Origin of the sequence: Martinezella tropici (assembly GCF_008370325.1) — a bacterium.
GTDB classification, from domain to species: domain Bacteria; phylum Pseudomonadota; class Alphaproteobacteria; order Rhizobiales; family Rhizobiaceae; genus Rhizobium; species Rhizobium tropici_B.
Genome location: NZ_VNIP01000001.1, coordinates 481,104 through 506,586, shown reverse-complemented (window position 1 = coordinate 506,586; position 25,483 = coordinate 481,104). Strand labels below are relative to the sequence as shown.

24 protein-coding genes are annotated in these 25,483 nt (G+C 61.0%); 9 read left to right on the top strand and 15 right to left on the bottom strand.

The features are described 5' to 3' along the window. Positions 1–40: 40 nt before the first annotated feature. Both fliI and flgF read right to left on the bottom strand, forming a co-directional pair. Positions 41–1,426: a flagellar protein export ATPase FliI gene (fliI, locus tag FP026_RS02520; protein WP_149633046.1), complete on the bottom strand. Its 1,386-nt coding sequence runs from the start codon at positions 1,424–1,426 to the stop codon at positions 41–43. Positions 1,427–1,437: 11 nt separating this feature from the next. After that, the gene (flgF, locus tag FP026_RS02515; RefSeq protein WP_149633045.1) at positions 1,438–2,172 is read right to left on the bottom strand and encodes a flagellar basal-body rod protein FlgF; all 735 of its coding nucleotides are present in this window, start codon (positions 2,170–2,172) and stop codon (positions 1,438–1,440) included. A 223-nt stretch (positions 2,173–2,395) separates the two neighbouring features. On the opposite strand from flgF, the gene motA reads away from it, so the two are divergent. The 6 genes from motA to FP026_RS02485 all read left to right on the top strand — a co-directional run bounded on the left by motA (position 2,396) and on the right by FP026_RS02485 (position 7,528). Further along, positions 2,396–3,268 carry a flagellar motor stator protein MotA gene (motA, locus tag FP026_RS02510; RefSeq protein WP_149633044.1) on the top strand — a complete coding sequence of 291 codons (873 nt, stop codon included), beginning with the start codon at positions 2,396–2,398 and terminating at the stop codon, positions 3,266–3,268. A 2-nt stretch (positions 3,269–3,270) separates the two neighbouring features. Continuing rightward, positions 3,271–4,218, top strand: a complete 948-nt coding sequence (locus FP026_RS02505) for a FliM/FliN family flagellar motor switch protein (protein ID WP_432444083.1) — start codon at positions 3,271–3,273, stop codon at positions 4,216–4,218. Between the two features lie 68 nt (positions 4,219–4,286). After that, positions 4,287–4,817, top strand: coding sequence for a flagellar motor switch protein FliN (gene fliN, locus FP026_RS02500; protein ID WP_149633042.1), 531 nt, complete (start codon positions 4,287–4,289; stop codon positions 4,815–4,817). A 48-nt stretch (positions 4,818–4,865) separates the two neighbouring features. Continuing rightward, positions 4,866–5,909: a flagellar motor switch protein FliG gene (gene fliG / locus FP026_RS02495; protein ID WP_149633041.1), complete on the top strand. Its 1,044-nt coding sequence runs from the start codon at positions 4,866–4,868 to the stop codon at positions 5,907–5,909. A 93-nt stretch (positions 5,910–6,002) separates the two neighbouring features. Further along, the gene (gene flhB, locus FP026_RS02490; protein WP_149633040.1) at positions 6,003–7,082 is read left to right on the top strand and encodes a flagellar biosynthesis protein FlhB; all 1,080 of its coding nucleotides are present in this window, start codon (positions 6,003–6,005) and stop codon (positions 7,080–7,082) included. Between the two features lie 5 nt (positions 7,083–7,087). Next, positions 7,088–7,528, top strand: a complete 441-nt coding sequence (locus FP026_RS02485; protein WP_149633039.1) for a hypothetical protein — start codon at positions 7,088–7,090, stop codon at positions 7,526–7,528. Between the two features lie 52 nt (positions 7,529–7,580). Here the strand turns inward: FP026_RS02485 and visR are convergent, their stop codons facing one another. From visR to FP026_RS02420, 13 genes are all read right to left on the bottom strand, one after another. Beyond that, positions 7,581–8,327: a transcriptional regulator VisR gene (gene visR / locus FP026_RS02480; RefSeq protein ID WP_149633038.1), complete on the bottom strand. Its 747-nt coding sequence runs from the start codon at positions 8,325–8,327 to the stop codon at positions 7,581–7,583. Positions 8,328–8,338: 11 nt separating this feature from the next. Beyond that, positions 8,339–9,076: a transcriptional regulator VisN gene (gene visN / locus FP026_RS02475; RefSeq protein ID WP_149633037.1), complete on the bottom strand. Its 738-nt coding sequence runs from the start codon at positions 9,074–9,076 to the stop codon at positions 8,339–8,341. 524 nt (positions 9,077–9,600) lie between these two features. Continuing rightward, positions 9,601–11,277, bottom strand: a complete 1,677-nt coding sequence (gene fliF, locus FP026_RS02470; protein ID WP_149633036.1) for a flagellar basal-body MS-ring/collar protein FliF — start codon at positions 11,275–11,277, stop codon at positions 9,601–9,603. 164 nt (positions 11,278–11,441) lie between these two features. Continuing rightward, positions 11,442–11,831, bottom strand: coding sequence for a chemotaxis protein CheT (gene cheT / locus FP026_RS02465; protein WP_149633035.1), 390 nt, complete (start codon positions 11,829–11,831; stop codon positions 11,442–11,444). 16 nt (positions 11,832–11,847) lie between these two features. Next, positions 11,848–12,402 carry a chemoreceptor glutamine deamidase CheD gene (cheD, locus tag FP026_RS02460; protein WP_112343799.1) on the bottom strand — a complete coding sequence of 185 codons (555 nt, stop codon included), beginning with the start codon at positions 12,400–12,402 and terminating at the stop codon, positions 11,848–11,850. Beyond that, positions 12,399–12,788 (bottom strand): response regulator, encoded by a 390-nt coding sequence (locus FP026_RS02455; protein ID WP_004128537.1) that lies wholly within the window; start codon positions 12,786–12,788, stop codon positions 12,399–12,401. The genes cheD and FP026_RS02455 overlap by 4 nt, the downstream gene beginning before the upstream one ends. Beyond that, positions 12,788–13,831 carry a protein-glutamate O-methylesterase CheB gene (gene cheB / locus FP026_RS02450; RefSeq protein ID WP_149633034.1) on the bottom strand — a complete coding sequence of 348 codons (1,044 nt, stop codon included), beginning with the start codon at positions 13,829–13,831 and terminating at the stop codon, positions 12,788–12,790. The genes FP026_RS02455 and cheB overlap by 1 nt, the downstream gene beginning before the upstream one ends. Continuing rightward, entirely contained in the window at positions 13,828–14,736 is a 909-nt protein-coding gene (gene cheR / locus FP026_RS02445; protein ID WP_149633033.1) for a protein-glutamate O-methyltransferase CheR, read from the bottom strand. Before cheR ends, cheB begins: the two co-directional genes overlap by 4 nt. After that, entirely contained in the window at positions 14,733–15,200 is a 468-nt protein-coding gene (locus FP026_RS02440) for a chemotaxis protein CheW (protein WP_149633032.1), read from the bottom strand. Before FP026_RS02440 ends, cheR begins: the two co-directional genes overlap by 4 nt. Before the next feature lie 4 nt (positions 15,201–15,204). Further along, on the bottom strand, positions 15,205–17,493 hold the full coding sequence (locus FP026_RS02435) for a chemotaxis protein CheA (protein WP_149633031.1): 2,289 nt from the start codon (positions 17,491–17,493) through the stop codon (positions 15,205–15,207). A 16-nt stretch (positions 17,494–17,509) separates the two neighbouring features. Next, positions 17,510–17,875, bottom strand: a complete 366-nt coding sequence (gene cheY1 / locus FP026_RS02430) for a chemotaxis response regulator CheY1 (protein ID WP_034488652.1) — start codon at positions 17,873–17,875, stop codon at positions 17,510–17,512. Then, positions 17,872–18,168: an STAS domain-containing protein gene (locus FP026_RS02425; protein WP_149633030.1), complete on the bottom strand. Its 297-nt coding sequence runs from the start codon at positions 18,166–18,168 to the stop codon at positions 17,872–17,874. Before FP026_RS02425 ends, cheY1 begins: the two co-directional genes overlap by 4 nt. A gap of 62 nt (positions 18,169–18,230) precedes the next feature. Continuing rightward, positions 18,231–19,892, bottom strand: coding sequence for a globin-coupled sensor protein (locus tag FP026_RS02420; RefSeq protein WP_149633029.1), 1,662 nt, complete (start codon positions 19,890–19,892; stop codon positions 18,231–18,233). 718 nt (positions 19,893–20,610) lie between these two features. Between FP026_RS02420 and FP026_RS02415 the strand changes: the two genes are divergently transcribed. The 3 genes from FP026_RS02415 to secD all read left to right on the top strand — a co-directional run bounded on the left by FP026_RS02415 (position 20,611) and on the right by secD (position 25,443). Then, positions 20,611–22,140 carry an ArnT family glycosyltransferase gene (locus FP026_RS02415; protein WP_149633028.1) on the top strand — a complete coding sequence of 510 codons (1,530 nt, stop codon included), beginning with the start codon at positions 20,611–20,613 and terminating at the stop codon, positions 22,138–22,140. Positions 22,141–22,375: 235 nt separating this feature from the next. After that, a complete protein-coding gene (locus tag FP026_RS02410; RefSeq protein ID WP_149633027.1) occupies positions 22,376–22,795 on the top strand; it encodes a hypothetical protein in 420 nt (139 codons plus the stop codon). A gap of 92 nt (positions 22,796–22,887) precedes the next feature. Then, complete coding sequence (gene secD / locus FP026_RS02405; RefSeq protein ID WP_149633026.1) at positions 22,888–25,443, top strand: protein translocase subunit SecD; 2,556 nt, start codon at positions 22,888–22,890, stop codon at positions 25,441–25,443. The last annotated feature ends 40 nt before the right edge of the window (positions 25,444–25,483 follow it).

Below are 25,483 nucleotides of genomic sequence, written 5' to 3'. Positions count from 1 at the left end.
TGCAGGCAAGGACAAATCGCGCTGAGCTTCCTGATGGTCATCACTTGCCCCTGACCGGAACGCCGCTCGAGGCGTTCCTGAGAGCGGTAGCAAGATCTGTGAAGGCATCCGCCGACGGCTCTTCGCCCGGGGTCTGCTTCAGGATGTCGTAGATGATCGGCACCTGGCGCACCGCGATATCGAGATCGGCGTCGCTGCCCTGGCGATAGCCGCCGATCAGGCGCAGATCGCGCGTTTCCTCGTAGCGATGCACAAGAGCCTTCAGCCGGGATACCAGCTTTTCCTGATCGGACGACCAGGCCTTGCGGGCGAGACGCGATACGGATGCGAGCGGATCGATCGGCGGGTAGCGGCCTTCCTCGGCAAGGCTGCGCTGGAGAACGATATGGCCGTCGAGAATGCCGCGGGTGGAATCGGCGATCGGATCGTTGTGATTGTCGCCATCGACCAGGATCGAGATGATGGCGGTGATCGTGCCGGTGCCCTCCGGTCCCGGGCCGGCGCGCTCGAGAAGGCGCGGCAGCTCGGTGAAGACCGAAGCCGGATAGCCGCGCGCGATCGGCGGCTCGCCGGATGCGGTCGCCACTTCGCGGATGGCATGGGCAAAACGCGTGACGCTATCGACGATCAGCAGCACATTGTCGCCCTGGTCGCGGAAATGCTCGGCGATGGAGATGGCCGAAAGCGGCGCCATCTTGCGCAGCATCGGGCTTTCATCGCTCGTTGCGACAACTGCCACCGATTTCTGCATGTGCGAACCCAGCGTATCCTCGATGAATTCGCGCACTTCGCGGCCGCGCTCGCCAACGAGCGCGATCACCACCTTGTCGAAGGCTTCGGCTCGCGCCAGCATCGACAGCAGCGTCGATTTGCCGACGCCGGAGCCGGCAAAGATGCCCAGCCGCTGGCCAAAGCAGAGCGGCGAGAAGATATCGATGGCGCGCACGCCGGTCTTGAACCCGGTTTCGACGCGCTTGCGCGTCATGGACGGCGGGGCGGTATTGGAGATCGAGCGCGATTGAAGACCCGCCGTCAGCGGCCCGAGCCCGTCAATCGGCTCGCCCAGCGAATTGATCGTGCGGCCGCACCAGCTATTGTCGGGCGCGATGCGGAAGGCACCCTTGCGGATGATGGTGTCCTGGATACCGATCGGCTCGCCCGGCTCGATTGGACAGACATAGGTGAGTTCCGGCTCGACACGGACGACTTCGCCGAGATGGATGCCGGTCTGGGAACGATGCGCGACGAAATCGCCGAGACGCACCTGCCTGGAGAGGCCTGCGACGGTGTAGTGCCCGGCGGCGATGGTGCGCACGTGGCCGCCATGGGCCACGGCATTCTCCGCCATCGCATATTGGCCCACCAGAACGGCCATATGCGAAAGCTTCGGCGACATCGCGCCCTCGGGCAACCGATCCTCGACCATCATCCGCCTCTTTACTGGCTGCCGCCGAGGGTCTTGATGGCGTCGGTGAGCGTGCCTTCACTGCTGCTGGTGAGCGTGCTGATATTGTCGAAGGCGCGGCTGACCTCGATCAGGTTGGTCATTTCCCGCATGCCGTTGACATTGGAATTTTCCAGATAGCCCTGGGCGATGCCGATACTCGAACGGTCGATGACAGCCTGAGGCGTATCGGTCGGCAGGATGCCGCTGTTTTCGTAGCGCAGGAAGCCTTTGCCGACATCGGCGCTGTAGAGGCCGATCTGACCCATGCTCCGGCCGTTCTGCGTGATCATGCCGTTCGATGCAACGGTCGGAGCGCCGCCCGCCGGATCGAGCTGGATCGGGGCACCGCCGGGATCGAGCACGGGGAAACCGCGCGTCGAAACCAGCGCACCGCTGTCGGTCATGGTGAAACGGCCGTCGCGCGTGATCACCAGGCCCGCCGGGGTGTTGAGGCCGAAATAGGCGTCGCCCTTGACCGAGAAATCGAAGAGATTGCCGGTATTTTGGAGTTCGCCATTGTCGGTGGAGAGATAATCATTGCCTTGCGAGACGAAGGCGACCTTGGCGTTGAGCTTGTTTTGGGTATTGCTGAGGACCTGATCGAACTTGACCTCGGTGCCACGAAAGCCCGTCGTGTTCACGTTGGCCAAGTTATCGGCGATCGTGGTCAGGCGGCGCTCGAGCGCCATCTGGGATGACAGCGCGACATAGATACCAGACTGCATTTTCAACGCCCTCCGGACATTGGAGAATAACGGGAAAGGAAACGCCACCGGCGCTCCTACATTTCGTTAACGGGGCATGGATGCCCTTAGCCATCATCCTGCAGGGCTTGGCTTGTGCGAAGCTGACAAGGCAAAAAGCTCTTCCTCAGGCCCAACGAACAGCCTCACGCAAGGCAGCTCCCCTAGTTCATCATATGAAGCAACGTTCAGGTGTGGACCGACGATGAATATTATTATCGGATTTGTAGTGACCTGCGGCTGCATCATAGGCAGCTTCATGGCTATGGGCGGAGACGTAGGAGCGCTGTTCCAGCCCTTCGAATTTGTCATTATCGCAGGCGCCGGCCTCGGCGGCTTCATCATGGCCAATCCAATGAAAGTGGTGAAGGATTCGGGCAGAGCGCTCGGAGAAGCCTTCCGGCATGCGGTTCCGAAGGAACGCGATTATCTCGACACGCTCGGCGTGCTCTATGCCCTGATGCGCGACCTGCGCACCAAGTCGCGCAACGAGATCGAGGCCCATATCGACAATCCCGATGAATCGACGATCTTCAAGGCCGCGCCGACGGTCCTGAAGAACAAGGACCTCACCGCCTTCATCTGCGACTATGTCCGTCTCATCATCATCGGCAACGCCCGCTCGCACGAGATCGAGGCGCTGATGGATGAAGAACTCGACACCATGACGCACGACAAGATGAAGCCCTATCACTCGATCACGATCATGGGCGATTCCTTCCCGGCGATCGGTATCGTCGCCGCCGTTCTCGGCGTCATCAAGGCGATGAGCCACATCAACGAATCACCCGAAGTGCTCGGCCATCTCATCGGCTCGGCGCTGGTCGGCACCTTCCTCGGCATCATCCTGTCCTATTCGGTCTGCGCGCCGCTGGTCTCCCAGATCAAGGTCGTGCGCAACAAGCAGCATCGCCTCTACGTGATCGTGAAGCAGACGCTGCTCGCCTACATGAACGGATCGGTGCCGCAGGTTGCTCTCGAATATGGCCGCAAGACTATCTCTTCCTACGAGCGTCCCTCGATCGACGCCGTCGAGCAGGAGATGATGAACCCCGGCGGCGAAAGCAAGGCGGCCTGACGATCATGAGCCAGCAATCCGCGTATAAGGCACAGACGATGGACCGCACCCTCTTTGCCAGACTTACCGGCAATCTCGGCGACCAGGCTGCGCTTGCCAAGCTCGGCGCCGCCTTCACCCAGGTCTATGCCGAATTCCTGCCCGACATCATCAAGAACGAGACAGGCCTGGATATCAATATCGCCTATGCCGGCTGTCAGTCCGGCCCGATGAACGACCTGATCGGCGGGCTGGGCGGCAGCCATGCCCTCATCAACGGCTCGCTGCGCAACTGGGCGCCGAAATTCATCCTCGGCTGCGGCGCCGGCTTCATCATGACGTTGATGGAACATATGCTGGGCGCGCGCGCGGAAGACATGGAAGCGGCGGTGGCCCGGCCGCTTTCCGCGATAGAGCTCGACCTTTCCGTCATGGTGTTCGACAAGATCGCCAATGTGCTGCGCTCAGCCGTCAACGCGCCCGGCGGCTTCGAGCCTTATCTCGACCCGCCCTATAACATCGAAGATCGCCCGAAAGCCGTCGGCGACGAGGGCAATGATTTTGCGGCCGCGATCACCATGGCGATCTCGCTCGGCAAATCGATGTCCCAGATCGTCATCATCGTGCCGCAGCGCGATCTGCTGCGCACTGTCGTGAGCGCACCGCGTGCCAAGAACCCGACGGCCGCCTCGCAGACATGGTCGGATCAGCTCGGCGAACAGGTGCGCCGCTCGCAGGTGACGCTGGAGGCGCGCATCCGGCTGCAGTCGCTGACGCTCGACACCATTTCCAAGCTCGCGGTCGGCGATGTCATCCCCTTCATGGATGCCGGCGACGTCCGGGTCGAAGTCAGCGCCAACAGCAAAGACCTTTACATCTGCGAATTCGGCCGTTCTGGCGAAAATTATACGGTACGCGTCAAAGATAACGTCAATTCCGACGACGAGCTCCTTCGACACCTGATGAATTGACTAGCTGAAGGTGGTCAGTCGCCCACCCACGGCAGCTTGAGGCAAGTTTCAACTGGAATAGTGATTTCATGGCTACGAAGACGACAAAGCAAAGCAGCGAGGAATCGCTGGAGATTTCAAACAGCGACGCCGCCCTGGACGAGGCCATCGACGGTCTGCGCGGCGTTCTGAAGAAGGATAGCGACGGCGATCTGCCTGACTTCGACGCCGATACGTTCGGCGCGGAAACAAGCACCGACCTTTCTACCTTCGGCGATTTCGGCGACGACAATTCCGACCCCGCCTTCGACGGTGGTGACTTCGCCGACGTTTCCGCGGCGCCTGCGGCTCCCGGCAGCGCATTGACGGCCAATCTCGACCTGATCATGGATATCCCGATCGACGTCCAGATCGTGCTCGGCAGCAGCCGCATGCAGGTGTCGGGCCTGATGAATCTGACCGAGGGCGCAATCATCGCGCTCGACAAGAAAATCGGCGAACCCGTCGAGATCACAGTGAACGGCCGCAAGATCGGCCGGGGCGAAATTACCGTTCTGGAACATGATGACACCAGGTTCGGTATCAAGCTCACGGAAATCTACAACACCAAGAAAAGCTGAACCGGCTCAGGATGAGCCCACTCCCCCTGCGGGATGGAGACGAAGACCATGATGGACTTTGACGATTTCAGCGGCGCACTTGCCGAGAAACCGTTGACTCAGACTGAAAAAGCAGCGGCCGTCCTTCTCGCGATGGGAAAGCAGGTGGCGGGACGGCTGCTCAAATATTTCACGCAGAACGAGTTGCAGATGATCATTGCCTCGGCGCAGTCGCTGAGGCTCATTCCGCCGGACGAGCTGGCGCAGCTCGTGGCGGAATTCGAAGACCTCTTCACCGAGGGCGCAGGCCTCATGGACAACGCCAAGGCCATCGAGAGTATTCTCGAGGAGGGCTTGACGCCGGACGAAGTGGACAGCCTGCTCGGCCGCCGCACCGCGTTTCAGGCCTATGAGACATCCATCTGGGATCGCCTGGGCGAAGCCGATCCGGTCTTCGTCGCCAAGTTCTTCCTGCGGGAGCATCCGCAGACCATCGCCTACGTGCTGTCCATGATGCCTTCGGCCTTCGGCGCGAAGATCCTGCTGCAGCTTCCCGAAGCCCAGCGCGCCGACGTCATGAACCGCACCGTCAATATCAAGGACGTCAGCCCCAAGGCGGCCCAGATCATTGATAACCGCGTGCTCGGACTGATGGCCGAGATCGATGCCGAACGCAACACATCCGGCTCCACGAAGGTCGCCGACCTGATGAACGAGCTCGACAAGCCGCAGGTCGATACCCTGCTGAGCTCGTTGGAATCGATCAACAAGGAATCGGTCGAGAAGGTCCGTCCAAAGATCTTCCTCTTCGACGATCTCACGCGCATGCCGCAGCCGAGCCGCGTGCTGCTGCTCAACGACATCGCCTCCGACATCCTGACGATGGCGCTACGGGGATCCGGCAACGAGATTCGCGAGATCGTTCTGTCCTCGATCAGCCCGCGTCAGCGCCGCATGATCGAATCCGACCTGCAGATGGGCAATACGGGCATCAATCCGCGAGAAATCGCCATCGCCCGGCGCGCCATCGCCCAGGAAGCCATCCGGCTTGCCAATTCCGGCCAGATCGAGCTCAAGCCCCGAGAAAATACGCCTGTGGAAGAAGCGGCGTGAACGCGACGCGACTCAGCTAAAACGTCATAGACTGACAAGCTATGGGCCGCGCATGATGCGCGGCCTCTTTCCGTTTCGCAAAGGGCGGCTGCTTTGGCTGACGAAGACAAGGACAGTAAAACAGAACGACCGACGGAGAAAAAACTCCGCGATACCATCGAGAAGGGCAATGTGCCCCACTCCAGGGAGGCGACGCTCTTTGCTTCCATGCTGGCAACGGTCATCTACGTCACCTTCTTCCTGCCGACGCGCATGGGCCGCATGGGCGAGGTATTGCGGGATCTCTTCGAAAAGCCTGATCAATGGCGGCTCGATTCGGGTCCCGACGCCATCTCCCTGTTTACCCGCATAGGCTGGGAGGCGGGAAACATGGTGTTGCCGGCCGTGGTGCTTTTCTTCGTCTTCGGCATCGGCGCCTCGATATTCCAGAATCTGCCCACGCCCGTCCTGGAGCGAATCCGGCCGCAGTTTTCGCGCATATCCCCAGTGTCGGGTTTCAAGCGCATCTTCAGCACGACCGGCCTGGTGGAATTCGGCAAATCACTCGCAAAGATCGTGCTCGTCAGCATCGTCATATTTTTCGTGCTGCGCGGCCAGTTCTTCCACGCGATCGATTCGATGGTTTCCGATCCGCAGACCATTTTCGTGCGCCTGTCGACGGTGGTTCAGCGGATCCTCATCATTGTGCTGATGGCAACCGCGATCGTCGGCATCGCCGACGTGCTGTGGAGCCGCTACCACTGGTTCGACCAGCTGAAAATGACCAAGCAGGAAATCAAGGACGAACACAAGCAGTCCCAGGGCGATCCCATCGTCAAGTCGCGCCAGCGCTCGGTCGCACGCGACCGCGCCCGCCGCCGCATGATGAAGCAGGTGCCACGCGCCACCCTCGTCATCGCCAACCCGACTCACTTCGCCGTTGCGCTGCGCTATGTGCAAGCGGAAAACGATGCGCCTGTCGTCGTCGCCAAGGGCCAGGATCTGATTGCCTTGAAAATCAGGGAGATAGCCGAGGCAAACAATATTCCCGTTTTCGAAGACCCGCCGCTCGCGCGCTCCATGTTTGCGCAAGTCTCGGTTGATAGCGTCATACCGTCAGTATTTTACAAGGCTGTCGCTGAGCTCATCCATCGGGTCTACGCTGCGCAGCCGAATAGAAAACGGGTACGATAAACCAAATGAAAAAATGCCCCTACTCTGCCCAGCGCGAACAAATACTAGCCGAAGCCATCAGCCCCGTCGCCAGCGAGCTACGCCTCCTCGATGCAGCCGACCTGATCTCGCTGCTGCGCTTCGAACGATACGGCAATCTTGGTGACCTCGTGGCCTCGGCCGCCGAGCTGTACTTCCTTCCAGGCATTGTCAATTTCGGTCTCGGTGGCGACTACAAGCTCGATTGGGGCGGGCCAGCGGAGGTCACGCTCGACCTGGAAATCAAGCCGCAGGGCGTCACCATCTATGCCAAGCTGGCGCTGACGGAACACCTTGCCGGCATCGAGATCAATCACATCGCCTTCGACAGGGCATCGTCCGACCCGGACGAAAACACGGCGCTGCTCGCACGCAGCCTCAGAGACGCGCGCTACGTCATCAGCGGCGAAGCTGCGCACGCAATCTGAAAAATCCAGCGGTCCGAAACTTGGCAGGACGATTCGTCTCGGTACAGCAGCGTCAGCTTATGTAGCCGAAGCGGATCGCCTTTGCGATTGCCTGGATACGGTTGACGCTATCGAGCTTGATCGTCGCCGATCCGAGATAGGCGTTGACGGTGTGGACCGACAAACCCAGTTTCTCGGCAATTTCCTCGCTGATGCGCCCGTCGCCGGCAAGCTGCAGGCAGGCAATCTCACGCTCGCTCAACGCCTCGGCAGCCTGCGAGCGTCGCTCATCCAGCGACAGGAGTTCCATCATGATCTGGCAGCTGCGGCCATGCAGCTCGACGATCATCTCGCTCGCAAGATCCATGAACTTGGCCGTAAAGACGATATAGCCATTGCCGACCGCACCTAGCCGCACCGGAAAAGCCACGCCGGCAAAGGGCAGAAGATGCGGCTTCAGGCGTTGCGTGAAAACGGCAAAGTCCGGCGTTTCAGCCGTGCTGTCGCTATCCCGGCCATTCCACATGAGCGGAAGCAGGGATTTGTCGATATGCTCGATCATAGCCTCGCCATAGGCTTCCACGAAGGATTTGCCGACGACGGAATTGGCCGAGCCCCAGTTGTCGAGTTCGCAGACCAGCCGCTGCTTGTGCGGCAGGCCCGAGCCATGAAGGCGATAGACAGCGAAATGCTGCGCATCGATCAGCTTCTGCATCGATACCAGCTTCGGAAAGAGATCGGAGCGGCCAGAAATCCTGCCGGAACGGGTAAGCCGCGATTCGGCGGGCCTATCCGTCGTCCTGTCTGGCTGATAGCGCATCCGTTAAGCCCTTAAACGAGATTGTTTCGCACCGCGAAGGCTATAGCCTCCGAACGTGTCTTGGTGGCGGTCTTGCGCATGACGCTGGTGATATAGTTGTTGATGGTGTTGCGCGAGATCCCGAGAATCATGGCAATCTCGTCGCTCGTCTTGCCCTCGGCGATCCAGAACAGACATTCCAGCTCGCGCTCGGTCAGATCGAAATCGCGTTCCAGCTTGCCTTCGACGCACCGGGTGGAGCTCGCGAGATAGCCGGACAGCAGGCCGACATCGCGCAGCCGCTCCGATGAAAGCGTTACCGATTCATGCGCCAACAGCAGCAGAGAGAAACGCGTACGCCCGACATTGAAGCTCAGGGCGTGATATTGCCGACCAACGCCGTCAGGCAGGGTGACATCATCCGGCAAGAGCGCCACGCTCGGCTGAAACAGCGACATGCATTTTTCCAGCTCGCCGATGCGACCATAACTGCTGGTCAGTTCCGCCGCCAGGCGCCTGACGAGATCGAAGGGCCAATTGGAAGAAATGACGAAGTCAAGACCACTTTCCTGGATAAGATCGGAGCGTACGAGGAGATAGTGGGAAGCGCCGGCATAGCTGGTCAGCGCATGCAGGCCGGCTTGCAGATAGCCCTGGCCCGAAATGGCATTCAGCTGCAGAATGAGCTGCTCGCGCGACATGGCTCCGGCTGGAACGACTGATCGCGCATCCCTATCGCTTCTGCTCACCTGCGATATCTGCATGTCCATACTTGCATTTCCTGCCGCTGTTGGGCGATCGGCCGTCAACGAGAGCATTGTTTCGCCAGAACCCGGCACATCGCCCGAGGAAATCGACGGGATTCTCCGTGAGGCATCAAAACTGGGTCTTCTCTACCGCGACACAAACACATCCCGGCGGAGCGGGTAGATGAGCGTACCCATCCCTGAATTCCACGTCGGCAATCGTGCTGGCATATATCGCCGCCAACACGATCTACGAACCACGAACTGATTTTTCCGCGCTCCGGAATCTGCAGACGCTTTAAACATGCGAAACACGGAAAACGAGGACCGATTGGCTCCGAATACACGGCTATTACGCAATAAGCATACTATTTCTAAGTCGATTCTTTCTACCCAGCAACCGGATCCAGGGAAATTCCAGCTTACGAACACGTCAATTTACTTGGCAGCGGCTAATTGATCACAGTTGAAATCGCAAATGTCGGCAAGCTTAACGCGCCAGCAGTCCCGTAACGAGAAAAGGACCGGGAGGTATCCCGGTCCTTTTCTCAGGCCGCCTGGTCGACAGCCCATTTTCTAAGGATCTTTGCGGCGCGCTCCTCGCTGATTTCCACCATGCGAGACAGGCGGCGTTCCGGCCCTTCCTTGACGCGACGGTTGAAGGTGCCGCCGTCGTCGCCCATCGTCAGCAGATCGTCGGTGCTGTCGAAGCCGAAGTCCGAGCCGAAGCCGTCCATCAGCGCGGCTCCAGGACCGCCCACGGCGGGCGCGAAGTCCGGCAGCTCCAGCCCGGCCGCTTCCGGCAGTGCCGTGCTGCTTGCGGAGCCGCCGAGCGAGCGGATCAGCGGACGGAAGCCCATCCAGACGATCAGGAAGGCGACGGCGACGAAGGCCAGCGAATTGATGATGCCGGCCATGTCGCGGCTCAGCATGTCCGTGATGCTGAAGCTGGAAGATGCGTCCTCAAGCAGCTGGTTGTCGAGGAAATCCATCGCATTGACGGTGACGATGTCACCGCGCTTCGTATCGACGCCGGCGGCCGTCGTGACGATCTTCTGCATCTCGGCGACATAGGCATCGATCTTGGCCGGATCCGCGCCTTCGCCGACCATCTGCGCGATGCGGCCCTTGTTGACCACCACCGCGACGGACAGCTTTTCGATCTTGTAGCTGTTACGCGTCGTGGCCGTGGTCTTGCTGTTGATTTCGTAGTTGGTCTGCTCTTCGCGCTTGTCCGACTGGTCGTTCGACGTCGGCGTCTTGCCGCCGGACTGCGGGGCCGCCTGCGGAATATTCTGTTCCACGGTTGCGGCGCTATCGGGCTGGCTCTGCTGCGACTTCTGGGCTTCCTTCACCGTGCGGACCGAGCGTTCGACCTTCGAGTCCGGATCGTAGGTGGTTTCCTGCACCTGCTGACTGTCGGTATTGAGCTGCGCCGTGACGCTCGAGCGGAAGTTGTCCGTGCCGAGGAAGGGTGCGAGCGCCTTGTTGATGTTGGATTCGACTTCGCTCTGTACATTCTGCACGATGCCGAGATTGCGGTTCAGAGCGCCATTGCTCGGGTCATCACCCGATGCGAGCAGCTGGCCTGTCGAATCGAGGATCGTGACGTCATCGACCTCCAGGCCCGGTACGGCGGAGGCGACAAGGTGGCGGATGGCCGATGCCGATTTGCGGGCCGCTTCCGCGCTGGCGCGGATCATGACCGAAGCCGTCGGCTTCTGATCCGCCTTCCGGAAATTGCCGACGTCCTGCATGACGATATGGACACGCGCGGCACTGATGCCGGCGATTGAGGTAATGGTGCGGCCGATTTCACCCTCGAGTGCGCGCACGCGGGTCACTTCCTGCATGAAGGAGGTCAGGCCGAGTGAACCGACATTGTCGAACAGTTCGTAACCGGCATTGCCGCTATTGGGCAGGCCGCGCTCGGCGAGCAGCGCGCGGGCCTTGCCGGTCATGCCGGCTGGAACGGTCAGGCTCGTGCCGTCGGAACCGACCTGAAAATTGATCTTTGCCTCTGCGAGAGCGATGCTGATCTGGTTGAGATCGGTCGCATCCAGGCCGACATAAAGCGTCTCCTGCGCGGGCTTATTGACGTAAAGGGCGGCAAAAAGGATCAGCAACATGGAGACAGCGCCGATGCCCCCAAGGATCATCAGCCGCGTTCTCCCGAGATTCTGAATATTCCGAAACAGGGGAACTAATTGATTTAACAGATTCATTCTGTTCTCGCACGATTCGTCAAAGACCTGATGGCTTTGTACCCTGCGGAGAAAATAGAAATCGAAACTTGTGCGAGCGTTTCGTCCGGCTGAAAAAACAGGAAAAGTCGTAGGAAACGATGAAGATTATATAAGAAAAACAGTATTTATTGCCGGCGGCCGGATCAGAAGAAATCAAACTCGCCGGCAGCCTTCGCCAGGGGCTGAGAATGCGCATGGACCCCACCGCCGCCAAGCGCCTTCTGCATCTCCGTCAGCTTGACCAGGCTCAACGCCGTTGCCAAATCGACCATCCAGCCCTCGGGCATGGTCCCGGCGATCGTATCGATGAATTCCGCGATGCCGCGCGTCTTCTGCACGGCAAGGTCGATGCCCTGAACGACCTTCATCGCCTCCGGCGAGGCCATTATATCGGCACCGCTGAGATCGAGCAGCTGCGGCTCGATGCGCTCGATCAGATAGGCGACGTCATGCAATTCGGAAACGACCCGCAGGAGGATGGCTGGAAGCGTCTCCTCGGTGGCGGCCGTTTCAATGCGCTGGAAGGGGGTCATGCGGTAGCCTCGTTGATCAGAAAAATTCGATCGTATTGTCGACCGGCTTGGGAGCCACGACCGGGCGCTGTTCCAGCGCAACGGTCTTCTGCGTCTCTGCACCGGTCAGCGGGTATTGCCTGGCCCTTCCGGAGATCGGCCAATATTCGATCTTGCGCCCATGCTCGCCGCCCGTGCTGGAGCTGACGACCGGTATGCCTTCGTCTTTCAGGAACTGCATGGCGAAAACGGCATTCTGCTCGCCGACATTGGAGAAGGTGGCGATCGTCTTGGCACCGCCGAAGACTTTTGCTTCCAGCCGATCACGCCGCGCTCCCTTCTTCAGGAGACCGTTGATCAGAAGTTCCATCAGGTGCACGCCGTAACGCGTCGCGTCGCCGCCGCTCATCGGCGAGGTGGCCATTCCCGGGAGGAGGAAATGGTTCATCCCGCCGACGCCGGCGATGGGATCGCGCAGGCAAGCCGCCACGCAGGAGCCGAGGATGGTCGTCAGCACCACGTCGGGATCGCTGATGACCTTGTACTCGCCCTGAATAATATGCACGCGACGGGCAGCACCCTCGACGATCATTTCAGCGCTCCGAAGACAGCCTCGATGGCAGCTTTCATCTTCTCGATGGTGAAGGGCTTGGCGAGCACGTTGTTGGCCCCGAGCTGCGCCGCCTTCTGGACCAGCGCGCGGTCGCCCTGCGCTGTCAGGATGATGAAGGCCGCCTTCTTCGTCGTCGGGTTTGTCCGGACTGCCTGCAGCAGACCGAGCCCGTCCATTTTCGGCATGTTGAAATCGGAGATGACGAGATGATGGGGCTGCTGCTCCATGATCTTCATCCCCTGCTCGCCGTCGCCGGCGGCGGTGATCTGCTTGAAGCCGAGCTGCGTCAGAGCATCGCTCAGCAACAGGCGGCTGGTGACCTGATCGTCGACGATCAGAACTTTGATTTTCTCCGCTAGAGACATTATTCGCTCCCTTCCTTTCGGGCGGCTGTTATCTTCAAAATTTCCTCGCCAATGGCGTTCAGCGGAAACTGTTGTTCGACGGCGCCAAGCTCGTGGGCGACCCTCGGCATGCCGTAGACCACGCAGGTCTTTTCGTTCTGGCCGATGGTGCGCGCGCCGGCATGGCGCATCTTGAGGAGACCGGCGGCGCCGTCACGCCCCATACCGGTCAGGATCACGCCGACGGCATTGCGGCCTGCCAATTCGGCAACCGAATCAAAGAGCACGTCGACCGAAGGGCGATGGCCGTTCACCGGCCCGCCGTCCACCAGACGGCAATGGGGCGCGGAGGCATTGGCAACCCGCAGGTGCCTTTCGCCGCCCGGCGCCAGATAGATCTTGCCGATTTCCAGTCTTGCGCCATCGGTCGCCTCCTGGACGACCGGCGCACAGAGACGGTTCAGCCGTTCCGCGAAGCTGCGTGTGAAGGTCGGCGGCATATGCTGCGTGATAACCGTCGGCGGGCAGTTGGCCGGGAATTTCTGCAGCACATTGATCAGTGCCTCGACGCCGCCGGTGGAGGAGCCGATGGCGACGATCTTGCGTCCCACGCGGAAATCCGAAACGGCTGGCGGCGGCACGCGTTGGGCAGCAGGCTTCACATATTGCCGCTGGGAGCGGGCTGCCGCCTTCACCTTATCCGCCAGGTCGCCGAAAGGATGCGGCTCGCCAGGCGACGGTTTTCCGACGCAGTCGAACGCGCCGATTTCGAGGGCTGCAAGCGTCGCATCGGCACCGCGATGAGTCATCGTGGAGACCATGATCACGGGCATGGGCCTCAGCGTCATGATCTTTTCCAGGAACTCGAGGCCGTTCATGTTCGGCATCTCGATGTCCAGCGTGACGACATCGGGATTGAGAGCCTTGATGGCGGCGCGCGCCTCGAGCGCATCACCGGCCTGGCCGACGACGTCGACGTCCGGGTCGGAGCGCAATACGGCCGTGATCAGGCCGCGCATGGTCGGGGAATCGTCGACCACGAGAACACGGGCAGCTGCGCTCATGGTTTCCTCCCCGCATTCTTGCCGAGATAGCGATAGGTCGTGATGCCGATATTGTCGAAGACGTGCTTCGCTTCGCCGGAGACCCGCTCGGAATGGCCGATATAAAGGTGGCCGCTGTCATGCAGCTGGCCGGCAAAGCGAGCCCAGATCTTCATCTGCGTCGGTTCGTCGAAATAGATGACGACGTTGCGGCAGAAGATGACGTCGAACATGCCTTTGAAAGGCCATTGCGCCAGCAGGTTCAGCTCGTTGAAGGTGATCAGCCGCTTGACGCGGTCGTCGATCTGGAATTTGCGCCGGCCCTGGACATTGACCTCCTGGAACCATTGCTTGCGCATGGCGGGCGAGATTGTTTCGAGCGCCGTCTCATCATAGGCGCCGGCGCGGGCAAGGCCGAGGATCTTCGGATCGATATCCGTCGCCAGGATCTTGAAATCGAAGTCCGCGGCATTCGGCATCAAGCCGAGCACGGTCAGCGCGATCGAATAGGGCTCCTGCCCGTCGGAACAGGCGGCCGACCAGATGCGCACCCGGCCGCCGGCCTTGGCACGCGCCAAGAGGCCTGGCAGAACCTCGTCGCGCAGATGATCGAAATGATGATTTTCGCGGAAGAAGCGCGTGAAATTGGTCGTCAGATGCGAGAGCATCTCACGACGCGCCGCACTTCCCGCCGGCGAGGAAACCAGCTGGCAGTAGTCGCGGAAACCGGCGAGACCCAGCGCGCGGATGTGCTTCGACAGCCGCGAATAGACGAGCGACGCCTTGCTCTCGTTGAGGGAAATGCCCGCATCCGCATAAATCATGGCGGCGATTTCCATGAGGTCGCGCCGTGTCAGCGGATATTCGCCGCTCGCCAGCACCTCGTCCGGAGATGCCTTGAAATCCATAGCTCCCATCGCGCTCATGCAGCCTCGCTTTCGCTTTCAGGGAACAGGGCTTCCAGCTCGATCAGGCAGATCATGCGGCGATCGATCGCCACGATGCCGCGTGCAAACTGCCGCTCGTGATCAGAAGAGACTTCCGGCGTCGGCTGAATGCTGTCGTCGGTGATCGTCAGGATGTCCGACACCGCATCGACGAGAAGGCCGACCACCTTGCGCTTGACCTGGGCGACGATAATGACATGCCGTGCCGTCGGCTCGGCGCGCTTCATGCCGAGCCGGGAGGAGAGATCGATGATCGGCAGGACTGCGCCGCGCAGGTTGATGACCCCCAGCATATAGCCAGGCGCATGCGGCATGGCCGTTGCGGGTGTCCAGCCGCGAATTTCGCGGACCGACATGATGTTGACACAGAATTCCTGGTCTCCGATGCGGAAGGCGATCAGTTCGCGGATGCCCTGGGTCAGGTTCTTGACGGCGTAGGACATGAACTCACCCCACCGCTGCGTAAGACATTTCAGGCTTCAGCGACTGGCCGCGCGAAGCGCCGACCACCGCATCGACATCGAGGATCAGGGCGACGCGGCCATCGCCGAGGATGGTCGCGGCCGCGATGCCCGGGACATGCGTGTAGTTGGCCTCGAGGCTCTTGATGACGACTTGGCGCTGGCCCTGGATGGCATCGACCATGAGGGCACGTTGTCCGCCGCCTTCCGATTCCACCAGCAGCGCGACGCCTTCGACCGGATTGGCCTGCGTGGCGCGGAAGTTCAGGATGCGGCCGACATCGACCAGCGGGCAGAAGCTGTTGCGGATCGAGATCAGGCGGTGATTGGCGCCGAAAGAGTGGATGGCGGAAGCCTCCGGCTGCAGTGTTTCGACGATCGCCGTCAGCGGCACGACAAGCGTCTGGCCGGCAACAGTCACCACCATGCCGTCGAGGACGGCGAGCGTCAGCGGCAGGCTCATGGTGAAGACCGAGCCCTGCCCCGGCCTGGAGCTGATATTGATGCGGCCGCCAAGCGCCTGGATCGAGCGCTTGACCACGTCCATGCCGACGCCGCGGCCGGAGATGTCGGAGATCTTGTCGGCGGTCGAGAAGCCCGGCAGGAAGATCAGATTATCGATTTCCTCATCCGACAGATTGGCATCGGCCGGGATCAGATCATTGTCGATGGCCTTCTGACGCACCTTTTCGCGGTTGATGCCGGCACCGTCGTCGGCAAGCTCGATCAGGATGCGGCCCGAGCGGTGCTTTGCCGTCAGACGAACCGTGCCTTCCGGGTTCTTGCCGAGCGTTGCACGCTTTTCCGGCGTTTCGATGCCGTGATCGACGGCATTGCGGATCATATGCGTCAACGGTTCGGCCAGCTTGTCGATGACGGTCTTATCGACTTCGGTGTTTTCGCCCTCGGTGATCAGGCGGATCGACTTGCCGGTCATGTCGGCGATTTCGCGGACGATGCGCGACATGCGCTGGAAGACGGGCTTCACCGGCTGGGCGCGGATCGCCATGACGCTGTCCTGGATCTCGCGGGTGAGCTGCTGCAGCTCTTCGAGACCCATGTTGATGGAGGATGCGCCGTTGTTGTCGTTCTCGATGACGCTCTGCGAGAGCATCGCCTGGTTGATGACAAGCTCGCCGACGAGGTTGATCAGGCGGTCGACACGATCGAGATCGACACGGATGGTCTGGCCGGCGGCGGCAGCGGCGGCACTGTTCTGCGCGGCAGCCGCATTGGAAGCGGCAGCTGCGGCAAGGGCAGCTTCCTTCTTTTCGACGCGCGCGGCAGCGGAGGCGAGCTGCGTGACGTTGCTCGCGATTTCCGCGGCGGCAACGGCAGCAGCGGCATCATTCTTCGGCGCCACTGCCGCCTCGGCGCGTTCGGCAGCCGGCGCGGCGCCATCATCGTCAAGGGCGGAGAGATCGAAGGGTACGGGCACCATCGGCAATTCGTCGCTGGCAGAGGCGCTGGCGCCGCTTTCGACCTGCCTGATATCGAGATCGCAATCCCATTCGGCAAATTCGAAGACGGTGCGAATGGCATCTTCGCCCTTGTCCGTCTTGATCGAGATCGCCCATCTGAAATAGGCGCTTTCAGGATCGAGATCGGGAAGACCTGGCAGCATGTCCATGTCGCAAAAGATGTTCATTTCGCCGAGCCGCGCTAGGTCCCGCAGCAGCAGCGTCGCGTCATTGCCCTTGGCGTAGAGATCCGAGCGCGGCCTGAAATCGACCTCATACTCCGGCACGCCATCGCCGGCCGGCTCGTCACCACCGAAATCGTCATCGAAGCTGAAGGGGATCGGCTGGAAGCCGCTATCATCAGTCGCAGTCGGTATGGCGGACTTGGGAGCGGCCTCGACGACGACCGCCGCCGCAGACGGCGCGGGCAGATCGCCATTCGCCAGCGCTTCCAGTTCCTTGACCAGACCGCGGCTGCGCGTCTGATCGACACTGCCGCCATCGCGGGCGGCATTGGTGAGATCCGCCAGGACGTCGGCCGCCTTGAGCATGACCTTCAGGACATCCTGGGTCGGCTCCAGCTTGTTGGATCGAACGCAATCAAGCGTGGTCTCGAAGACGTGGGCGAATGCGACCAGGTCGTCCAGACCGAAGGCACCTGCCCCACCCTTGATGGAATGAACGGCGCGGAACACGGCATTGACGGTTTCCGGATCACGGTCGCCGTCATTCATTTTCAGGAGACCGGATTCCAGTTCGGCGAGCTGCTCTTCGCACTCCTGGAAGAAAATCTCTTTGATTTCGTTCATATCCATGAGGGGTGGATCCTGTTTAGGCGGTTACGCGCTCGATGGCATCGATCAGCTTGGCGGGATCGAACGGCTTGACGATCCAGCCGGTCGCGCCGGCCTGGCGGGCACGGTTCTTCTTCTCCGCATCGCTTTCGGTCGTCAGCACGAGGATCGGAACGGCACGGTATTTGTCGTTGCGGCGCACGCCCTCGATGAAGCCGAAACCGTCAAGGCGCGGCATGTTGATGTCGGTAACGATGACGTCGGGATTGGCCTCTTCCAGAATTTCCAGGCCCTCGACGCCGTCTTCGGCTTGAATGGTCTCGAAACCCGCATTGTTGAGGGTCACGAGAAGCATGTTTCGGATGGTTCGCGAATCATCCACCGTCAGTACTTTTTTCTTCATTGCCGGATCTCCTTGGCAAGCAGATGGGAGATATCCACCCCGATCACCTGCATTGTTTTTTGAAATGCATCCGACACCTTGGAGAAGGTGAAGGAGAGCTTGTCCTCATCCCATGTCTTGGCGGCGGCCATGATCACCTGAACGCACAAGGCCCCGATCCTTTCGACGCCGGACGCATCGATCGCGACATTGCTGCCGCGCATCCCCATCAGCGTGCCGCGAAGGGCGGAGGCCTCGTTGAGGTCCAGCACCGCGGCCAGACTGATTGTCTTTTCGCCTTTCCTGCTCGGCATCGCTTCATTCCTCGTTGTCTGAAATCGGGCCGCTCGGCCCGCATGTGCATGAAACTGAAAGATCAATAGGCATTGCGCTCGCCTCCCGATGCGACCCTGCGAAGCGGGAAGCCGAAATCGGCCATCTCTTCTTCGTCCCGCGCGATGTTGAATTCATCACGGGCGGGAAGCTGTCGTTGCTGAGCGGCTCTCACCGGCACGGCAGGCGCCGCATGGCGCCGCTCGCGCTCAATGCGGAACTCGCGAATGGTCCGGCCGAGCTCGACGACGACGCTATGCAGGTGATCGGCGCCTTGCTCGGAGCGGCTTGCTTCGCTCCCGGCAACCGCCGCACGCTCGCTATAGCCGCCAATATCTGATGTCAGCGCCTTGAGTCCGGCGACCTGCTCGTCACTGGCTGCGGCAATCCCCGAGATCGCCTCGTTGATATCGGTCACCTGGCGCACGATGCTGCCGATCGCATCCTGGGTGCGGCCGACCATCTGGACGCCGGCATCCACTTGCGCCTTGGTTCCAGTGACCAGAACCTTGATCTCGCGCGCCGCATCGGCGGAACGCTGGGCGAGTGCGCGAACTTCCTGCGCGACGACGGCAAAGCCACGGCCGCTATCGCCGGCGCGGGCGGCTTCGATGCCGGCATTCAGGGCAAGAAGATTGGTCTGGAACGCGATTTCATCGATGACGCCGATGATCTGGCCGATCTTTTCGGCTGAGGTCTCGATATCCGACATGGCCGAGATCGCCTGCCCGACGATCCGGCCGCTGTCTTCGGCGGCGATGCGGGTCGATGCTGTAACCTTCTCGGCCGAGCGGGTATTGGCCGCATTGCCGCGCACCTGCTCGGCGAGCTCGGCAAGCTGCCGCGCCGAGACCGCAAGCGCACGCGACTGTTCGGACGATGTTTCCGCCAGGGATTTCGAGGCATGGGAAATGGCATCGCTTGCCGCCTCCGCCGCCTGCACACCGCCGGACAGAGCCGAAAACTGCTGCTGGATGTCCGCGAGTGCCGCATTCAAGACTTCCGCGACCTCGGCATAGGCTTCGGGACAATCCATCGGCAGTCGGGCCATCGGCAGCCGGGTCGTCAGATCGCGATCAGCAAGGCCGTTGGCGAGATCGGCAATGAAGGATGCTGCCTCGGCGCGATCGGCAGCCCGCTGTTCAGCGAGCGCCCGCTGGTGGCCGACCCGCAATTCGTTGAACCGCAACGATACAGCAATCTCGACATCGACCATCACGAGACGCACGACGGATGTAACGAGTTCGCTGAGCTCGCGGGCGCGGCGCTTGGCTCCGGGCAGGATGGCGCGGCCGCCCATTTCGTCGAGAAGACCGGCAAGAAGATGCTCCAGCATGACGCCGTGGCCCGCAACGTGCCAGCGTGGGTCGAGCCCCATCTTGCTTTCACTGTCCGACAGAACCTTAACGCGCTCTGCATAAAGACTGTCGAAGCGTGCATCCGTCAGCACATCCCAGTGTGAGGACTGCAGATCCTGAAGGCGATCGAGCTGGTTTTCGCTGGAAAAATTGCGCGCGGCGTCCGGATAGGCTTGGAACCGATGGAAAAGATCGCGCAGGCCTGCTTTCAGATGCGTTTCGAGCATCGGCCGGTTTCGGCGCAAGATTTCGCATTGCCCGGCATCGAGACCAGCAAAACGCAAGCGGTCGCGAAGGCTGCCAGCCTGCGCCCTGCCTGCCTGATCTGATGGCGAATCCTGCGCCAATACCGTCCCCGCCGAACTGCCGCGCGCCCAAGCGCCGGCGAAACCGCTGATGATCCGCGCCAGGCGCAATGAGGAGGCGAGGAAAGGCTGTCATCGCCTTCGATCGATCGATCGCGGCGCTGAAGCTCGCTCGTTCATCAAAGTCTGCTGCGGACCTGTTTGATGAAGTGGATACCGGATCGAACCCGGTACGACGGGGCGGCTTCATGCCTGGTGAGAACGAGTCACAATTTTCCCATTCCGACGTTCAGACTCAATGTTTATGGTTAATTCCTTGCCCGAAGGTTAATGACGGAAGAAGGCATGTTCTGCAGTATTTTGCTCTAAATTAGGCATTACTTTCGGATATACTTCATCGATCGGTAAAGACACGGGCCGCAAGTCACGAGCAAGCTTCGTATCTTACTGCTCAACAGATAGACAGCTTCGATGTCGATACGGAGAGAGCAATGATTGTTCTTGGTTTGACCGCCTCGCTGATGGCCAGCCTGACGCTGGCAGCCTTCATGCTTCTGTGCCGCATCGAGGAGACACGCGGTAAAGCCGCTTCGCGCGTCCTCTAGGCGCGCTGCAATACACCCCGGATTTCAAAATCGGATGCATGGCGCTTCGCGGCCACGTCGGTGCATGCCGTCGTTATCCGGACGACCGGGAGCTAGCTTTGGTCTCAATAGTTCCGTATTAAGCCTCACGATCAGGCACCGAGACCCATCCGTTAATGCTCGACACGACCCATTCCCGAACGACTGCACAGAAACTCTCTCTGCAGGTGGCCGTCGCAATCATCTTCGGAGTGACGCTCTGGCGCGTCCTCATGTTGCTGGTCAACAGGACCGACCTCTTCGTCGACGAGGCGCAATATTGGTTCTGGGGCCAGAATCTCGATTTCGGCTACTACTCCAAGCCGCCGATGATTGCCTGGGTCATCCGTTTCTTCAACGCGATCTCCGGGTCGGACTCGACATTCTGGATCCGCGTATCGGCGCCGATCTTCCATCTCGCCACCGCCCTGATGCTCATGTGCACCACACGGCGGCTGATCGAAGGCGAGGAGGGACGCGAGATTGCGCCGTGGGTCGGCGTCATCTTCATCACCCTTCCGGCCGCTTCGCTTTCGGCCGTGCTGGTATCGACCGACACGATCCAGATCTTGTTCGTGACGATCGCGATCTGGGCCTTTGTCGGCCTGACCAGGCGATCTTCCGTGCTGGAAGCTTTCATCCTCGGCGCCAGCCTCGGCATCGCCTTCCTGACGAAATATTCGGTGCTCTTCCTTCTGCCGGGAGTCGGCATCGCCATGCTGACGATACGCTCGGCGCGCATCGCCTGGCGGGACGTTGCCATTGCCGCCATCGTCGGCGCCATTGTCGTTTCACCCAATCTCTGGTGGAACTTCGCCCATGATGCGGCGACCATAAAGCACACCGAGAATATTGCCCAATGGAGCAAGGATGGTGGCAGCAACGGCCTGCTGAAGCATGTGCTCGGCGGGCTCGGCTTCTTCGGAGCGCAATTCGGCGTGGTCGGTCCGGTCGTCTTCTATGCCCTGCTGTGGGCGACATGGCGGCTGATCCGCGGGCGGAGCGACGACCGGGAAAAGCTGCTGTTCTGGCTGTCGGTGCCCGTCGTGGCTCTCATTACGCTGCAGGCCCTGTTCGCCAAGGCCTATGCCAACTGGGCCGTCTGCGCCTATGCCGCCGGCACGATTCTCGCCGTCTGGCTGCTCTATCGCCTGACGAAGAAGGGCTTGAGCACCTCGCTCATTATCGGCGCCGTCGTCGCCTTCGTGATCCCGGTGCTGACAGTCTTTGCCTATGATATCAAGCTGCCGAACGGCGATCTCGTCATGAGGCGCTATGTCGGCCGCACGGTCATCAGCCAGGAAATCGCCGATATAGCGACGGACGCGAAGACGCCGGTCATCGTGGCCGAGGATCGCGATATCCTGGCCGATCTTTATTATACGTTGAAGGGCAAGCCCTTCCGTATCTATGCCCGCAATTTCGGTGGCTTTCCCAACAACTATTACGAGCAGAACTTCTCTTTGCCGGCCGACGTGACCGGGCCGGTACTGTATATCGACAACGGCCCGTTCGAATGCGCGGGAAGCCAGGTGGACCTCATCAAGAGCTGGTCGCCGCCCTATGGCGAGATGAAAGGCAAAACGCTTCATGCCTATCGCGTTCCGGCATCCTGCCTGGCACCCAAACCGTCAGCCGCCGCCGGAACGGGAGCGACAGAAAATTAAGAAACCGCGCCGGGACTGTTGACCGGCTCGCGCAACTGCATCATGACAGGCCGCACTACAGCGCCGCGCGTCATATGTGACGCGCAAAGGTCGCTGTAGCACTTTTAACCCACTGCATAATCCTTAAATCGGTATCGATTTAAGGATTATGCAGTGGGAAGACGCGAAGCGTCCTGATATCATGACCGAACCGCCGGTGTTCGCGCCGGCAAAGGAACAAAGGCATTTCTGACTGTTGAGCCCGCTCGAATTCGGCATTGCCGACTGCGAAGATAGAGACGACAGGACGCACCGCGCCGGAGCGCGCGTGATCGCCTCCCTGTTCGTCGCGTTTTTCGCCTATATCGGACTGGCGCTCGGTGGCGGCATCAATCTGGCCGCACGTGCCGATGCGGATGCTCTTTCCTCCGGCAAGGATAGCCAACCGCTCTACCTTTCCCTGCGGGATCCGGTGCGCGGCATCGTCGTTGCCGACCGCCTGGTAACGCCGAAGGCGACCTGGCACGATATCGGGCCGGCGACACTCGCGTCCCTTCCCTCTCTCGGCTATCTGGCCACGCCCTGGCAGCCACGCCATCCCGGCGATGCTGCGCGGCTCGAATCCCTGGCATTTCACGCCTATTTCGCGCGCGGCCCTCCGGGCGATTTCGCGTAAGCGATCGGCGCCGCCGCGCCGCATCTCCGACATGACCTTAAGTCCGCCAGCGGTCAGCCGCCGGCATAAGCGTATTTTCAAGGATAATACCCATGCGCACCTCACCATGGCTCGTGGCACTTTATACAGTCGTCATCCTGCTTGGCCTTCTTATCGCTCTGCCGAATGCACTGCCGCCGGCGGTCCTCAGCAAAATCCCCTCCTGGCTTCCGCATAGCCAAGTGTCCCTCGGCCTCGACCTTCGCGGTGGCTCCTATCTCGTTCTCGAAGTCGACGAGAAGGATCTGACGAACGGCCGGCTGCAGTCGCTGCAGCAGGACGCACGCCGCGTGCTGCGCGACAAGAACATCCAGGTCCGTTCGGTCGTCCGCAACGGCGACCAGATCGTCGTGACGCTCAACGACGCCTCGCAGAGCGGTGACGCTGTAACGCAGTTGCAGACGCTGGCCAATACGATCACGTCGGGCCTCTCGGCCGGCCAGTCCGACCTCACCATCAAGCCAAACGGCGCAACGATCGCCCTGTCCTTCTCGCAGGCGGGCATTTCGGCCAACGTCGATTCCGCAGTTCAGCAGAGCCTTGAAGTCATCCGCAAGCGCGTCGACCAGGTGGGCGTTGCCGAACCAACCATTCAGCGCGTCGGTCCGAACCGCGTTCTCGTCCAGCTTCCGGGTGCACAGGATCCGTCGCACCTGCGCGAGCTTCTCGGCTCGACCGCGAAGATGTCCTTCCACCTGCTGGCTGACAATGCCGATCCGAACAATCCAGGCCCCGGCGTCACCATCCTCAAGGACGAGAAGGGCAACAGCTATCCGATTCTCGACCGTATCGAACTGTCCGGCGACCGTCTGACGGACGCTCGCGTCAGCTTCGATCCGAACACGCATGAGCCGCTCGTCACCTTCCGCTTCGATAGCGCCGGCGCCAACCGCTTTGCAGAAATCACACGCGAAAATGTCGGCAAGCCCTTTGCTATCGTCCTCGATAACAAGGTTCTGAGCGCGCCGAACATCCGCGAGCCGATCACCGGCGGTTCGGGCCAGATCTCCGGCAATTTCACCGCCGACAGCGCCACCACGCTCGCAGCCCTGCTGCGTGCCGGCGCCTTGCCGGCGAAGCTCACCGTCATCGAAGAGCGCACGGTCGGTGCCGACCTCGGCAGTGACGCGATCCAAAAGGGCATCTATAGCGGCCTGATCGGCTTCGTCCTGGTTGCCGCCTTCATCTTCGTGCTCTACGGCGCCTGGGGCATCCTCGCGAATGTTGCACTGCTCATCCACACGATCCTGACCTTCTCGGCCCTGACGCTGGTCGGCGCCACGCTGACGCTGCCCGGCATCGCCGGCGTCGTCCTCGGCATCGGCCTTGCGGTTGATGCCAACGTTCTCATCAACGAGCGCATCCGCGAAGAAACCCGCAAGGGCCGCGGCGCCTTCGCCGCCATCGACAACGGCTTCAAGAAGGCTTATTCGACGATCATCGATGGCAACATGACGGCCCTGATCGCCGCCGCCATCCTGTTCTACTTCGGCTCGGGCCCGGTTCGCGGCTTTGCCGTGACCATGGGTCTCGGCCTCATTATCTCGATGTTCACCTCCGTCGCCTTCGTGCGCGTCGTGATGATCGCCATCACCCGTCGCCGCAAGCTGAAGGTGCTCAACATCAGGCCGCTGATCCCCTTCAGCCCCTATGACAAGCACATCCAGTTCATGAAGGCCCGCTTCTTTGGCGTCACCGTCTCGGCGATCCTGTCGATCGCCTCGGTGGTCCTGTTCGTCCATCCGGGCCTCAACTACGGCGTCGATTTCCGCGGCGGCATCCAGATGTCGGTCAAGACCAAGGACGCGGCCGATTTGGCGACGTTCCGAGAGGGCCTGAACACGCTCGGCCTCGGCGAAATCGCACTGCAGTCCTTCGGCGACAACAACAGCCTCCTTGTCCGCGCCCAGCGCCAGGACGGCGGCGAAGAGGCGCAGACCGCCGCCGTGACCAAGCTCAAGGCGGAAATCGTCAAGATCGATCCAAGCGCGACTATCGAAGGCACCGATGTCATCGGTCCGAAGGTCTCGGGCGAGCTTGCCTGGGCCGGCATCCTGTCGGTCGTAATCGCCAGCCTGGCGATGCTGTTCTACATCTGGTACCGTTTCGAATGGCCGTTCGCGGTCGGCGCCATCGTCACGCTGGTCCTCGACGTCACCAAGGCGATCGGTTTCTTCGCGATCACCGGGCTCGATTTCAACCTGACGGCCATCGCCGCGATCCTGACGCTTGTGGGATATTCGGTGAACGACAAGGTCGTGGTCTATGACCGCATGCGTGAAAACATGCGGCTCTACAAGTCGATGCCGCTGCGCGACATCATCGACAAATCGATCAACGAGACCCTGGCGCGAAGCCTCTATACCAACGCCACCGCCTTCCTGGCGCTGGTGCCGATGGCGATCTGGGGCGGCAGCGCCGTCTCCAGCTTCGCGATCCCGATGGTGTTCGGCATACTCGTCGCCGGCGCCTCGTCGGTCTTCATCGCGGCGCCGATCCTGCTCTTCCTCGGCGATTGGCGCCGCCGCCATGCCAAGGTGGTCGCCAACGACGCCAAGCCGGATGATAAGTCCGGCAAGGACAACAAGCAGATCCCCGCGGCCGAATAGGCAGCCAATATATGAGAACAGGACATGCCCGGCCTCCGGG

Coding starts and splice junctions, on each gene's coding strand:
- fliI (WP_149633046.1), bottom strand. CDS start 1,426: ATGGTCGAGGATCGGTTGCCCGAGGGCGCGATGTCGCCGAAGCTTTCG.
- flgF (WP_149633045.1), bottom strand. CDS start 2,172: ATGCAGTCTGGTATCTATGTCGCGCTGTCATCCCAGATGGCGCTCGAG.
- motA (WP_149633044.1), top strand. CDS start 2,396: ATGAATATTATTATCGGATTTGTAGTGACCTGCGGCTGCATCATAGGC.
- fliN (WP_149633042.1), top strand. CDS start 4,287: ATGGCTACGAAGACGACAAAGCAAAGCAGCGAGGAATCGCTGGAGATT.
- fliG (WP_149633041.1), top strand. CDS start 4,866: ATGATGGACTTTGACGATTTCAGCGGCGCACTTGCCGAGAAACCGTTG.
- FP026_RS02485 (WP_149633039.1), top strand. CDS start 7,088: ATGAAAAAATGCCCCTACTCTGCCCAGCGCGAACAAATACTAGCCGAA.
- visR (WP_149633038.1), bottom strand. CDS start 8,327: ATGCGCTATCAGCCAGACAGGACGACGGATAGGCCCGCCGAATCGCGG.
- visN (WP_149633037.1), bottom strand. CDS start 9,076: ATGGACATGCAGATATCGCAGGTGAGCAGAAGCGATAGGGATGCGCGA.
- fliF (WP_149633036.1), bottom strand. CDS start 11,277: ATGAATCTGTTAAATCAATTAGTTCCCCTGTTTCGGAATATTCAGAAT.
- cheT (WP_149633035.1), bottom strand. CDS start 11,831: ATGACCCCCTTCCAGCGCATTGAAACGGCCGCCACCGAGGAGACGCTT.
- cheD (WP_112343799.1), bottom strand. CDS start 12,402: ATGATCGTCGAGGGTGCTGCCCGTCGCGTGCATATTATTCAGGGCGAG.
- FP026_RS02455 (WP_004128537.1), bottom strand. CDS start 12,788: ATGTCTCTAGCGGAGAAAATCAAAGTTCTGATCGTCGACGATCAGGTC.
- cheB (WP_149633034.1), bottom strand. CDS start 13,831: ATGAGCGCAGCTGCCCGTGTTCTCGTGGTCGACGATTCCCCGACCATG.
- cheR (WP_149633033.1), bottom strand. CDS start 14,736: ATGAGCGCGATGGGAGCTATGGATTTCAAGGCATCTCCGGACGAGGTG.
- FP026_RS02440 (WP_149633032.1), bottom strand. CDS start 15,200: ATGTCCTACGCCGTCAAGAACCTGACCCAGGGCATCCGCGAACTGATC.
- FP026_RS02435 (WP_149633031.1), bottom strand. CDS start 17,493: ATGGATATGAACGAAATCAAAGAGATTTTCTTCCAGGAGTGCGAAGAG.
- cheY1 (WP_034488652.1), bottom strand. CDS start 17,875: ATGAAGAAAAAAGTACTGACGGTGGATGATTCGCGAACCATCCGAAAC.
- FP026_RS02425 (WP_149633030.1), bottom strand. CDS start 18,168: ATGCCGAGCAGGAAAGGCGAAAAGACAATCAGTCTGGCCGCGGTGCTG.
- FP026_RS02415 (WP_149633028.1), top strand. CDS start 20,611: ATGCTCGACACGACCCATTCCCGAACGACTGCACAGAAACTCTCTCTG.
- secD (WP_149633026.1), top strand. CDS start 22,888: ATGCGCACCTCACCATGGCTCGTGGCACTTTATACAGTCGTCATCCTG.